The following is a 12,458-nucleotide window of genomic DNA, read 5'->3' as shown; positions in this document are numbered from 1 at the left end:
GTAGGGGAGGGCACCGACAGCACGGTGAACAGCGTTGAACCAAGTGATCCCAGCGTGACCAAGTAACGTTGGGTCACTCCCCGGAAGGACGTGTATGAGCCAGGACTCGCAAGAGCAGCGGGACCAGGGTGCCCGAAGGCGCGTTGGGCCGCCCCGTCTCGGTGCGCTGCGCATCGGGCGGATCGTCGGCGTGCCCGTTTATGTGAACCTGTCCTGGTTCGTGGTCGCGCTCCTGATCGCGTGGTACCTCAGCCCGAGTCTGCAGGAACGAGTGCCCGAGCTCGGCCGTTGGTCGTACGTCGCCGGGTTGGTGTTCGCGATCCTCCTCTACGGCTCGGTGCTGGTGCACGAGATCTCCCACGTCCTGGTCGCCAAGCGGTTCGGCCTGCCGGTCCGGGCGATAACGGTGCAGTTCCTCGGCGGTGTGTCGGAGATCGAACGCGAGCCGGAGACACCCTGGCGCGAGTTCGCCGTGGCCGTCGTCGGGCCGCTCACCTCGCTCGGCCTCGGCCTCGGTGCCGGGGCGGCCACCCTCGCGTTCGAGATGCCGGCGTTGCTCGAGCTGGCGGGCGAACTGCTGGCCGGCGCCAACCTGCTGGTCGGCGTCTTCAACCTGTTGCCGGGCCTGCCGCTCGACGGTGGCCGCATGCTGCGCGCGGGAGTGTGGGTGGTGACCAAGCGGCCGCACGTCGGCTCGCAGGTCGCCGGCTGGGCCGGCCGCGGCGTCGCGGTGCTGGTGATCCTGTTGCCCTGGGTGTTGCTCGCCGGGAACGACGGCACACCCAACCTCGTGACGATCATCTGGAGCATCCTGATCGCGACGTTCCTGTGGGCCGGGTCGACCCAGGCCCTGGTCACGGCGAAGATCCGGCGCAAGCTTCCCGCTCTGAAGGCCCGCGAGCTGGCCCGCCGCGGGCTGCCCGTGCCGAGCGACCTGCCGCTGTCGGAGGCGATCCGGCGGGCCGAGCTGTCCGACGCGGGCGCGATCGTGGTCGTCGACAACGACGGCCGCCCGACCGCGCTGGTCAACGAGGCGGCCGTGGTCGCCACTCCCGAGCAGCGCCGGCCGTGGATCCTGGTCGGCGACGTCGCGAGGCGGCTGGAGACCGGCCTGGTGCTGTCGGCCGAGCTGCGTGGCGAGGACCTCGTCCGCGCGATGGGCGGCACGCCGGCCACGGAATATCTCCTGGTCGAGCCCGACGGCAGTATCTATGGCGTGCTGTCCAGCCGGGACGTCGACGGTGCCTTCTCCCGGGCCTGACTCCAGGGCCTGACTCCCGGGCGTAGCTCACGGCGGCGAGCCGTTCCGGTCGGCTGGGGGAGCAGGCCCTTATGCTTCCCGCCGTGCCTGCGAACGAGACCGACGATCACGACGTCCAGCCAGACGCCAGCGAACCGACCCCCGACTCCACCCCCGAAGCTCCAGAGCTCGGCGAGGCCGAAGATCCTGCGGATGGCAAGTCCGACACGCCTGTGATCCGTCCGCTGTCGGCCGGAGAACAGGTGCGCCTGGAAGACCCGAAGGGTAGGCGTCATCTGGTGACGCTCGAAGCCGGGAAGATCTTCCACACCCATCGCGGTGGGGTGGCGCTCGATGATCTGATCGGGCAGCCGGAGGGTGTCGTGGTGATGTCCAGCGGTGGCATCGGCTACCTCGCCTTGCGCCCGCTGCTCAACGACTACATCGTCGGCATGCCGCGCGGTGCGACCGTGATCTACCCCAAGGATCAAGGCCAGATCCTGATGTCGGCCGACATCTTCCCGGGCGCGACCGTCGTCGAGGCCGGCGCCGGGTCGGGCGGGCTGACCTGCTCGTTGCTGCGCGCGGTCGGACCGAATGGCCAGGTCCGGTCGTACGAAAGACGGGATGATTTCGCGAAGATTGCCAGAAAGAATGTGGAGCAGTTCTTCGGAGGCCCGCCTCCGGCCTGGCAGCTCGAGGTGGGCGATGTCGTCGACGGCGTGGCCGAGGGCGACGTCGACCGGATCGTGCTCGACATGCTCTCACCCTGGGAGTGTGTCGACTGGGTGGCGCGGGCGCTGGTGCCGGGAGGTGTGCTGTGTTGTTACGTTGCTACGACCACACAACTTGGCCGCATCGTGGAAACCTTGCGGGCGCATGGCGGGTTCACCGAACCAATGTCGTCCGAGACGTTAGTTCGCACCTGGCACGTGGAAGGGCTAGCCGTACGCCCGGATCACCGGATGGTCGGGCACACCGGCTTCCTGGTGACGTCACGGCGACTCGCCGAGGGCACGGTGCTGCCGATCCGGCGCCGCCGGCCGGCTCCCGGAGCCTACGGCGAGGACTACACCGGTCCACGTCCTGCCGGCGAGACCGATCCCGCCACGCAGCGGGAGTAGACGGAAGTGAGAAGTTCGTTATTCCATCGGAATGTGACGTGATGGCTTGGGAGAGTGACCCGAAAGTGGCTGAGCGATATAGGGTCGAAGAGGAAAGAGGACGCGCAGTCCAGACTCCGGATCTGCGGACCTCACAAGGACTGGGGAGGTGACCGACGTGCCCGCACACGATGACAGACGAGGAGCGCGCTCGCCGGCCGAGCTTGCCAACCAGATCACCTTTCTCGAAGAGGAGATCGCCGCCCTGCGCCGGCGCCTCGCCGAGCAGCCCAGGGAGAACCGACAGCTGGAGCAGCGACTAGCCGAGACCCAGGCGATGCTGTCCAACGTCACCGCTCAGAACGAGCGGCTGGCGTCCACGCTGCGGGAGGCCCGCGAGCAGATTGTCGCTCTGAAGGAGGAGGTCGACCGGCTCGCACAGCCGCCGGCAGGCTTCGGCATCTTCATTCAGCGCGCCGAGGATGACACGGTGGACGTCTACACCGGTGGCCGCAAGCTGCGCGTCACCGTGAGCCCGTCCATCGACCTGGACGCCATGCGTCCCGGCCAGGAGGTCATGCTCAACGAGTCGTTCAACGTCGTCCGCGCGCTTGGCTATGAAGAAGTGGGCGAGGTTGTCATGCTCAAGGAGGTGCTCGAGGACGGCCAGCGTGCGCTTGTCATCGGGCACACCGACGACGAGCGGATCGCGCGGCTCGCCGAGCCGCTGGTCGGCTCGCCGATCCGGGCCGGCGACTCGCTGCTGTTCGAGTCACGTTCCGGCTTTGTCTACGAACGGATCCCGAAGACCGAGGTCGAGGAGCTGATCCTCGAAGAGGTGCCGGACATCCGTTACGAAGACATCGGTGGTCTGATGCGTCAGATCGAACAGATCCGAGACGCGGTCGAGCTGCCGTACCTCCACGCCGATCTGTTCCGCGAGCACCAGCTGAAGGCCCCCAAGGGCGTGCTGCTCTACGGCCCGCCCGGCTGCGGCAAGACGCTGATCGCCAAGGCGGTCGCCAACTCCCTGGCCAAGCAGGTCGCGGCCCGCACCGGCCAGAGCGAGGGCAAGAGCTACTTCCTCAACATCAAAGGTCCGGAGCTGCTCAACAAGTACGTCGGAGAGACCGAGCGGCACATCCGGCTGGTCTTCCAGCGGGCCCGTGAGAAGGCCAGCGAGGGCACGCCGGTCATCGTGTTCTTCGACGAGATGGACTCCCTGTTCCGCACCCGCGGTTCGGGCGTGTCCTCCGACGTCGAGAACACCATCGTTCCGCAGCTGCTCAGCGAGATCGACGGTGTCGAAGGCCTGGAGAACGTCATCGTCATCGGCGCCTCCAACCGCGAAGACATGATCGACCCGGCGATCCTGCGGCCGGGCCGGCTCGACGTGAAGATCAAGATCGACCGCCCGGACGCCGAGTCCGCGCGCGACATCTTCTCCAAGTTCCTCGTGTCCGAGCTGCCGCTGCACGCCGACGACCTCGCCGAGTTCGGCAACAGCCGCGAGGCGTGCGTCACCGGCATGATCCAGCGCACAGTCGAGCGGATGTACTCCGAGATCGACGACAACCGGTTCCTCGAAGTCACCTACGCCAACGGCGACAAGGAAGTTCTCTACTTCAAGGACTTCAACTCCGGCGCGATGATCGAAAACATCGTCAGCCGGGCCAAGAAGATGGCGATCAAGGACTTCCTCGGCCAGAACCAGAAGGGCGTGCGCGTCCAGCACCTCCTGCAGGCCTGCGTCGACGAGTTCAAGGAGAACGAGGACCTGCCCAACACCACCAACCCCGACGACTGGGCGCGGATCTCCGGTAAGAAGGGCGAGCGGATCGTGTTCATCCGTACGCTCATCCAGGGCAAGGAAGGCGCCGAAGCCGGCCGCTCGATCGACACGGTCGCCAACACCGGCCAATACCTCTAGACACCTCCAGACCCCAAAACATCGAGCCGGCCGGGTGGCCGGTTCACCGCGGCGCCGGCCGGACCTCGTGTTCCGGACCGGCGCCGCGGCGCATCCGGCGCACGTATAGCGCGCTCGCGAACACCGCACGCATAGCGGCGATTTAGCGTGCGTATAGCGCGCCGGGTTTCGATGCCGAGGTGGAGTTCAAGCTGCTGGGTTCGCTGGTCGTGACCCGCCACGGCCGCGAGGTGCCCTTGACCGCGCGCAAGCCGCAGGCTCTGCTTGCCATGCTCCTGCTCGAGTCCGGCCGGGTGGTCTCGTCGCGGCGCCTGCTCGGCGAGCTGTGGGAGCACGAGCCACCACGTTCCGCGCTGCCGAATCTCCGGACCTACGCCGCCCACCTCCGCAAGGTCGTCTTCGAAGGCGAGAGCGGCAGGGTCGTGACCGAACCGGCCGGCTACCGGCTCCAGCTGAACGGCGACAGGCTCGACGCCGCCGAGTTCGACCGGCTCTGCCGGGAAGGCAGACGGGCACACCTCGACGGCCGCGCTGTGGCCGCTCTGGAGCGCTACGGACGCGCCAGGACGTTGTGGCGCGGCACACCGCTCCTGGGCGTCAACCGCGGGCCGACACTCGCCGCGGCCTCGGTCGCGCTCGGCGAGCGGTACGCCACAGTGACCGAGACCTGTTTCGAGCTGAGGCTCGAGCTCGCCGCGCGCGACCGGCACCGTGACGAGTACGCCGAGCTGGTCGCCGACCTGCGCTCCTATCTCGCCGAACACCCGCTGCGCGAGCTGCCGTGGCGGCTGCTCGTGCTGGCGCTCTATCGCTTCGGCGACATCGCGGCCGCACTCGGTGCTTACGCCCAGGCCCGTGCGACGTTCCGCGACACGCTGGGGCTGGAGCCGAGCCCCGACCTGCGGGCCTTGCAGCAGGCGGTGCTGCGCCGCGATCCGGCCATCGGTGCGCGACCGTTCGTGGAGCAGGACCTGCCGGGAACGGTCCGGGTGCTGGTGTGCGGACCGCGTTCCGGCACCGAGCACGAACGTCGTACCGGAGCGGAGCTGGGCCGGCTGATCGCGGCCCGCGGTGCCGCCGTCGTCGGCCGGGACGACGAGGTCGGCCAGGCAGCGGTCACGAGCGCACGGGCGGCCGGCGGCGCGGCGATCACTGCCTGCGGCAACGGGCCGGGCCGGATCGATGCCGTGATCGCGGTCAGCGGCTCCTGGTACGCGCTCGCGCAGGTGGCAGCGGCCAAGCAGGCCGACGATCTTCCCGTTGTGCAGCTCGGCGGTTGGACGATCCTCGACCGGTCCGGCGGTCCCGTGCCAGGTGTCCAGCCGGCGGAGAACCCGGCCGACGCCGTACGCCGCGTCCTCGGCGAACAGTGAACGGATCGGCCACCGGCCATCTCCGCCAGCCGGCCGGCCGTACCGCTGCCTGGCACGCCAGGCGCAACTCGGTGATTGATCGTGGCGTCGCAGTCCGGTATCGACACAGACCGCGTAGGCTCGGGGAACATGGGCGTGCGACGAGTGATGGGCATCGAAACCGAATACGGCATTTCGGTTGCCGGCCAGCCAACGGTCAACCCGATGCTGTCCTCGTCTCAGGTCGTGAACGCCTACGCCGGACAGGTGATGCGTTCACGCCGGGCCCGGTGGGACTTCGAGGAGGAGAACCCGCTGCGTGACGCGCGCGGCTTCGACCTCGCGCGAGAGCTCGCCGACGAGAGCCAGCTGACCGACGAGGACGTGGGCCTGGCCAACGCGATCCTCACCAACGGTGCGCGGCTCTACGTCGACCACGCGCACCCCGAATACTCCTCGCCGGAGGTCACCAACCCCCGTGACGTGGTGATCTGGGACAAGGCCGGCGAGCGGATCATGGCCGAGGCGGCCAGGCGGGCCGGCGAACCACCGCTCACGACGCCGATCCTGCTCTACAAGAACAACACCGACAGCAAGGGCGCGTCCTACGGCTGTCATGAGAACTACCTCATGAACCGCGCGACGCCGTTCGCCGACATCGTGAAACACCTCACGCCGTTCTTCGTGACGCGGCAGGTGGTCTGTGGTGCCGGCCGGGTGAGCATCGGCCAGGACGGCAGCAAGCACGGCTTCCAGATCAGCCAGCGCGCCGACTTCTTCGAGGTCGAGGTCGGCCTGGAGACGACGCTGAAGCGTCCGATCATCAACACACGTGACGAGCCGCACGCCGACGCCGACAAGTACCGCCGGCTGCACGTCATCATCGGCGACGCCAACCTCGCGGAGATCTCGACCTACCTCAAGGTCGGCACCACCTCGCTGGTGCTGGCGATGATCGAGGCCGACGCGCTCGGCACCGTCGACCTGGTGATGGACCACCCGGTCACCGAGCTGCACGACGTCTCGCGCGACCCGAGCCTGAAGCACCTCGTGACGTTGAAGAGCGGACGCAAGCTCACCGCGCTGCAGGTGCAGATGGAATACCTCGAGCAGGCGCGCAAGTTCGTCGAGGACCGCATGGGCGCCGACGTCGACCCCGAGACCCGTGAGGTGCTGGACCGCTGGGAGTCGGTGCTGACCCGGCTCGAGTCCGACCCGATGTCGTTGTCCGACGAGCTCGACTGGGTGGCGAAGCTGTCGCTGCTCGAGCAGTACCGCCAGCGCGACGGTCTCGACTGGAGCCACTCGAAGCTGCAGCTGATCGACCTGCAATACACCGACATGCGGGCCGAGCGCGGCCTCTACCAGAAGCTCGTCGAGCGCGGCCGGATGAAGCGGCTGGTCAGCGAGGAAGAGGTGCAGGCGGCGATCCTGCGCCCGCCGACCGACACGCGGGCCTACTTCCGCGGCCGGTGCCTCGCGCAGTACGCCGACCAGGTGGCGGCGGCGTCGTGGGACTCCGTCATCTTCGACCTGCCGGGCTACGACTCGCTGCAGCGGGTGCCGACCCTGGAGCCGCTGCGCGGCACCCAGGCCCACGTCGGCGACCTGCTCGACCGCTGCCGTACGGCCGAGGAGCTGGTCCGCGCCATCACCGGCGGCTGAGGCCGTCCGGCCGGACCACTTGCGGCCCTGGTAGTTCGCGCTGCGCGAACGCCGAGATTGCCGCTCCGACCAGGCATTTTCTTCCGACGCCCAATCGTTGACCAAGTGTGTGCAAACTGGCCGCGTGGGTAGCTCCACAGCGTCGGTGCGCACTTGTAAGGTCCTTTAGTGGGTGCCGGTGACCGGCGCCCGTACGGACTGGTCCGGCCCTGGCCCAGGCGACGGGCACAGATGGATGGGTGGGAGACATGACCGCACGAGATGGTGGACAGCAGCAGCGCAACCCGCGCAAGAGCTCCGAAGAAGAAGAGCTGACCGACGTCCAGACCGACGAGGACGCCCAGGCCCGCAAGGCAGCCCTGGACGAGGATGTCGACGCCCTGCTTGACGAAATCGACGAGACCCTCGAGTCCAACTCCGAGGAGTTTGTCCGGGGATTCGTGCAAAAGGGCGGAGAATAGTCACCAGATGTCCGGTTTGGAACAACGGTGTTCTGAACGACGCACGAGGTTGCGTCGAATACATGGTGCGGGCCCGACGCCGCACCCTCCTGTGTTTCAGCTGTAACAGCGCCATCGGTAACTTTGGCGACGACCCGGTGCGGATGCGCCGGGCCGCCAGCTATTTGGAAGGGGACGTGTGGCCGCCGATCAAGTCCGTCCTGGAGCGATACCCGCAGCTTTCTTGACGCCCGGGACCTCATCTTTTGCCGACTTCCTCGCGTCGTATGCGCCTGACCTGCTGCCCGGCAGCGGCACGCCGCCGGCGACCCGCGTGACTGACGAGGTGCCGCACGGAACCACCATCGTGTCGTCGTGCTACTCCGGTGGCGTGGTGATGGCCGGCGACCGGCGCGCGACCGCGGGCAGCATGATCGCCGTGCGCGACGTCGAGAAGGTCTTCCCCGCCGACGAGTTCTCCGCGATCGCCTACGCCGGCGCCGCCGGCATGGGTGCGGACCTGATACGCCTGTTCCAGGTCGAACTCGAGCACTACGAGAAGATCGAGGGTGTCCTGCTGTCGCTCGACGGCAAGGCCAACCGCCTGAGCCTGCTGCTGCGCGGCAACCTCGGCATGGCCATGCAGGGCCTCGCCGTCGTCCCGCTGTTCGCCGGCTACGACGAGGAAGCCGGCCACGGCCGGATCTTCTCCTACGACGTCACGGGTGGCCGTTACGAAGAGCGCGCGTTCCACTCCATCGGCTCGGGTTCGCTGTTCGCCCGCGGCTCGCTGAAGAAGCTCTACCGCGAGGACGCCGGCGAGGAAGAAGCCATCGCCGCGTGCGTCCAGGCGCTCTACGACGCCGCCGAGGACGACTCCGCGACCGGTGGGCCGGACGTCTTCCGCAAGATCTACCCCCTCGTGGCCACCGTCGACGCCGACGGCTACCACCTCCACCCAGATGACGAGGTAGAAGCGATCGTCACCCAGATGCTCGACGGCCGGAGCCGACGGCCCGACGGCCCGACCGCACCCGTGTTCCCCACCAACGGCAACCGCGGCAACGGCGAGGAAGGTACAGCCCGATGACGATGCCTTTCTACGTCTCGCCCGAGCAGCAGATGCGCGACCGGGCCGACTACGCCCGGCAGGGCATCGCGCAGGCTCGCAGCGTCATCGTCCTGCAGTACGACGGCGGCCTCCTGTTCGTGGCGGAGAACCCCTCGCCGGCGTTGCACAAGGTGAGCGAGATCTACGACAAGATCGGCTTCGCGGCCGCCGGTCGTTACAACGAGTACGAAAACCTCCGCCAGGCCGGTATCCGGATGGCCGACATGACCGGCTACCAATACGACCGAGTCGACGTGAGCGCGCGCATGCTGGCCAACCGCTTCGCTGCCGCGCTCGGAACGATCTTCTCGGCTGCTGGTGAGAAGCCCTACGAAGTGCAGCTCGCGATCGCCGAGGTCGGCGCCGCGCCCGAGGACGACGAGCTCTACCTCGTGGCGTTCCACGGCGCGGTCAGCCAGGAGCGTGGCTTCACGGTGATGGGCGGCGCGGCCGACCAGATCAACACGTTCGTCGAATCCCGTTACGAGCAAGGGCTCGCGCTGGGACCGGCGCTGCGGCTCGCGGCCGAGGCTCTCGGTCAGGACAACAACGGCAACCGCACGCTCGAGTCCGGCCAGCTCGAGGTCGCGGTGCTCGACCGCACCCGCACTCAGAAGCGCAAGTTCCGTCGGCTACGCGGCGAGGCTTTGGCCCGGTTGCTCACGCCCGAAGCTGGTTCGGATTCCGAACCAACCGCGGAGACGTCGGCCGAGCCGCCTGCCGCTCCCGAGGGTGACGCGATCGACGACATGCCGGACATCGAGGATCCCGACCAGCCCGGGCAGGACAGCCAGTGACTCCACCCACCTCGCCGGGCGCCGGTACGAGCAGCCATGGCGGCGACCGAGACGAACAGTCTGGCCACAATCCCTTGCGTGCCGGAGGTTTTTCTCGCCCGTCCTCGTCAGCGCGGCATAGTGTGGTTGGCATGGACCGCCGCATCTTTGGCCTGGAGAACGAGTACGGCGTTACGTGCACGTTTCGGGGCCAGCGACGACTGTCACCCGACGAGGTGGCCCGTTATCTCTTCCGCCGGGTCGTGTCGTGGGGACGCAGCAGCAATGTGTTCCTGCGCAACGGCGCCCGGCTCTATCTCGATGTCGGGAGCCACCCGGAGTACGCCACGCCCGAGTGCGACTCGATCACCGACCTGGTGACGCACGACAAGGCGGGGGAGCGGATCCTCGAAGGGCTGCTGGTCGACGCCGAGCGCAGGCTGCGTGAGGAAGGCATCGCGGGCGACGTCTACCTCTTCAAGAACAACACCGACTCCGCCGGCAACTCCTACGGCTGCCACGAAAACTACCTGGTCAGCCGCCATGGCGAGTTCTCGCGGCTGGCCGATGTGCTGATCCCGTTCCTGGTGTCGCGGCAGATCGTCTGCGGCGCCGGCAAGGTGCTGCAAACCCCGCGCGGCGCGGTCTACGCCGTCAGCCAGCGGGCCGAGCACATCTGGGAGGGCGTGTCGTCGGCCACCACCCGGTCACGCCCGATCATCAACACGCGGGACGAGCCACACGCCGACGCCGAGCGCTACCGCCGGCTGCACGTCATCGTCGGCGACTCCAACATGTGCGAGTCGACGACGATGCTCAAGCTCGGCACGACCGACCTCGTGCTGCGCATGGTCGAAGCGGGTCTTCCGTTGCGCAACCTCACGCTCGAAAACCCGATCCGCGCGATCCGTGAGATCTCTCACGACCTCACCGGTCGCCGTAAGGTCCGGCTCGCCGACGGCCGCGAGGCCAGTGCGCTCGACATCCAGCAGGAATACTTCAGCAAGGCCGCCGACTTCGTGGAGCGCCGCGGCCTCGCGACGCCGATCGTGAGCCAGGTGCTCGACCTGTGGGAGCGCGGCCTGAAGGCCGTGGAGTCCGGCGACCTGTCGCTGGTCGACCAGGAGATCGACTGGGTGGTGAAATACCGCCTGATCGAGCGCTACCGCGAGAAGCACAACCTCACGCTCAACAGCCCGCGGGTGGCGCAGCTCGACCTGGCTTACCACGACATCCACCGCACCCGTGGCCTCTACTACCTCATGGAGCGGCGCGGCCTGGTGAAGCGGCTGACCAAGGATCTCGAGGTGTTCGAGGCCAAGTCGGTGCCGCCGCAGACCACCCGGGCGCGGTTGCGCGGCGAGTTCATCAAGCGCGCGCAGGAGCGCCGTCGCGACTTCACCGTCGACTGGGTGCACCTGAAGCTCAACGACCAGGCGCAGCGCACCGTGTTGTGCAAGGATCCGTTCCGCAGCGTCGACGAGCGCGTGGAGAAGCTCATCGCCAGCATGTAACGGCTGCCGACCTCACTCGTTGTGCTGTCGCGGGGCCTGTTTCGTACATTGAGGTTCGGCGGCTATGGTGGGCGCTCAGTTCCCCCATCACAGCCCTGCCGTACCCCCAAAAGTCCATCCAGAGGTGACCTTCCGTGCGTCGAGCCCTGGCCATCGTGGTGGCCCCAGCTCTTCTGCTCGCAGCCGCGGCCTGCGGCTCGGGAGCAGCAGAGAAGACATCCGACCCCAAGGCCAAGAAGACGGCGGCCAACCCGTGCGACACGGCGGCCGCGTCTCCGCAGCCTGGCAACGGCGCTGGAGCGGCTCAGCGGGCGCAGGCTCCTGCCCAAAAACGAGCACAGAACCCCGCCCAGCTGCCCACCCGGGTCGACAGCACGATCGACTCGGTGACGGTGAGCGGCGCGGCCAGCAAGAAGCCGACCCTGAAGTTCGACAAGCCGTACAAAGCGGCTCAGACCGAGTCGAAGGTGATCTCCGCCGGCAAGGGCGAGAAGATCGCGAAGAACGACGCGGTTGTCGTGAACTACGTCGGTATCAACGCCCGTGACGGCAAGGAGTTCGACACCTCCTGGGCCGAGGGCCGGAGCCCGGCGATCTTCACGCTGCAGGACGGTGCGCTGATCAAGGGCTTCCTCGACGGCCTGATCGGCAAGAAGGTCGGCGACCGTGTGCTGATCTCGATCGCGTCGAAGGACGGTTACGCCGACGGCAACGAGCAGGCCGGCATCAAGAAGGGCGACAGCCTCCTGTTCGTCGTCGACCTGATGATGAAGCCGACCGCCACGGCGGTGGGCAAGGAAGTCAAGCCGGCCAGCGGCATGCCGTCGCTGAAGCTCGACGCCAAGAAGCAGCCGAGCATCATCATGGTCCCGCAGACCGACCCGCCGAAGCAGCTGAAGAAGCAGGCGCTGGTCGAGGGCAGTGGCGCCGCGGTGACGAAGGACTCGACCGTCGCGGTCCACATGGTCGGCAGCAACTGGCGCACCTGCAAGGTGATCGAGTCGAGCTGGCAGAAGGGCCAGCCCTACGTCCTGCCGCTCGACCGGCTCGGCGTCAAGGGCCTGCTCGAAGGCCTGGTGGGCGCGAAGGCCGGTAGCCGGGTCGAGATCGTGATCCCGCCGGACAAGGGCTTCGGCCAGGACCTCCAGGGCACCGACGTGAAGAAGTCCGACACGATCGTGTTCGTCGTCGACATCCTCGGCGTCGCCTAGATCGCAGGACCCAAGCAAGCTCACCGGCCGCCGGCCGGCACGCCTCAGACGCTGACCAGCGTCTCGGCGTGCCGGCCGGCGGCAGCATGTGCGTGGAAGTACGCGCGGTCCTCCTC

The 12,458-nt window shown here is 67.8% G+C and carries 10 protein-coding genes and 1 pseudogene; all 11 read left to right on the top strand.

All coding sequences use genetic code 11. The features are described 5' to 3' along the window. The first annotated feature begins 94 nt into the window (after positions 1–94). The 11 genes and pseudogenes from ACYVF6_RS42340 (at position 95) to ACYVF6_RS42290 (ending at position 12,342) form a co-directional block, all read left to right on the top strand. Positions 95–1,261: a site-2 protease family protein gene (locus ACYVF6_RS42340; RefSeq protein WP_460531382.1), complete on the top strand. Its 1,167-nt coding sequence runs from the start codon at positions 95–97 to the stop codon at positions 1,259–1,261. 224 nt (positions 1,262–1,485) lie between these two features. Then, positions 1,486–2,364: pseudogene (locus ACYVF6_RS42335) on the top strand (tRNA (adenine-N1)-methyltransferase); the annotation flags it as partial. Between the two features lie 157 nt (positions 2,365–2,521). Beyond that, positions 2,522–4,273: a proteasome ATPase gene (arc, locus tag ACYVF6_RS42330; RefSeq protein WP_460531379.1), complete on the top strand. Its 1,752-nt coding sequence runs from the start codon at positions 2,522–2,524 to the stop codon at positions 4,271–4,273. Between the two features lie 179 nt (positions 4,274–4,452). After that, positions 4,453–5,646: a BTAD domain-containing putative transcriptional regulator gene (locus tag ACYVF6_RS42325; RefSeq protein WP_460531376.1), complete on the top strand. Its 1,194-nt coding sequence runs from the start codon at positions 4,453–4,455 to the stop codon at positions 5,644–5,646. 129 nt (positions 5,647–5,775) lie between these two features. Continuing rightward, complete coding sequence (gene dop / locus ACYVF6_RS42320; RefSeq protein ID WP_460531373.1) at positions 5,776–7,290, top strand: depupylase/deamidase Dop; 1,515 nt, start codon at positions 5,776–5,778, stop codon at positions 7,288–7,290. 248 nt (positions 7,291–7,538) lie between these two features. After that, positions 7,539–7,751 carry a ubiquitin-like protein Pup gene (locus ACYVF6_RS42315; RefSeq protein WP_460531370.1) on the top strand — a complete coding sequence of 71 codons (213 nt, stop codon included), beginning with the start codon at positions 7,539–7,541 and terminating at the stop codon, positions 7,749–7,751. A 62-nt stretch (positions 7,752–7,813) separates the two neighbouring features. Continuing rightward, positions 7,814–7,978, top strand: coding sequence for an endonuclease domain-containing protein (locus ACYVF6_RS42310; RefSeq protein WP_460531367.1), 165 nt, complete (start codon positions 7,814–7,816; stop codon positions 7,976–7,978). Next, entirely contained in the window at positions 7,975–8,820 is an 846-nt protein-coding gene (gene prcB, locus ACYVF6_RS42305) for a proteasome subunit beta (RefSeq protein ID WP_460531364.1), read from the top strand. The genes ACYVF6_RS42310 and prcB overlap by 4 nt, the downstream gene beginning before the upstream one ends. After that, positions 8,817–9,638, top strand: coding sequence for a proteasome subunit alpha (prcA, locus tag ACYVF6_RS42300; RefSeq protein WP_460531360.1), 822 nt, complete (start codon positions 8,817–8,819; stop codon positions 9,636–9,638). Before prcB ends, prcA begins: the two co-directional genes overlap by 4 nt. 131 nt (positions 9,639–9,769) lie before the next feature. Next, positions 9,770–11,131, top strand: a complete 1,362-nt coding sequence (gene pafA / locus ACYVF6_RS42295; RefSeq protein WP_460531357.1) for a Pup--protein ligase — start codon at positions 9,770–9,772, stop codon at positions 11,129–11,131. A 134-nt stretch (positions 11,132–11,265) separates the two neighbouring features. Continuing rightward, positions 11,266–12,342, top strand: a complete 1,077-nt coding sequence (locus tag ACYVF6_RS42290) for an FKBP-type peptidyl-prolyl cis-trans isomerase (RefSeq protein ID WP_460531354.1) — start codon at positions 11,266–11,268, stop codon at positions 12,340–12,342. Positions 12,343–12,458: the final 116 nt, after the last annotated feature.

This window comes from Flindersiella endophytica, from assembly GCF_054779015.1.
This window is presented reverse-complemented; position numbering and strand designations above follow the sequence as displayed.

Excerpts from the sequence above, each read along its gene's own strand:
- ACYVF6_RS42340 (WP_460531382.1), top strand. The coding sequence starts at position 95 with ATGAGCCAGGACTCGCAAGAGCAGCGGGACCAGGGTGCCCGAAGGCGC.
- dop (WP_460531373.1), top strand. The coding sequence starts at position 5,776 with ATGGGCGTGCGACGAGTGATGGGCATCGAAACCGAATACGGCATTTCG.
- ACYVF6_RS42315 (WP_460531370.1), top strand. The coding sequence starts at position 7,539 with ATGACCGCACGAGATGGTGGACAGCAGCAGCGCAACCCGCGCAAGAGC.
- ACYVF6_RS42310 (WP_460531367.1), top strand. The coding sequence starts at position 7,814 with ATGGTGCGGGCCCGACGCCGCACCCTCCTGTGTTTCAGCTGTAACAGC.
- prcA (WP_460531360.1), top strand. The coding sequence starts at position 8,817 with ATGACGATGCCTTTCTACGTCTCGCCCGAGCAGCAGATGCGCGACCGG.
- pafA (WP_460531357.1), top strand. The coding sequence starts at position 9,770 with ATGGACCGCCGCATCTTTGGCCTGGAGAACGAGTACGGCGTTACGTGC.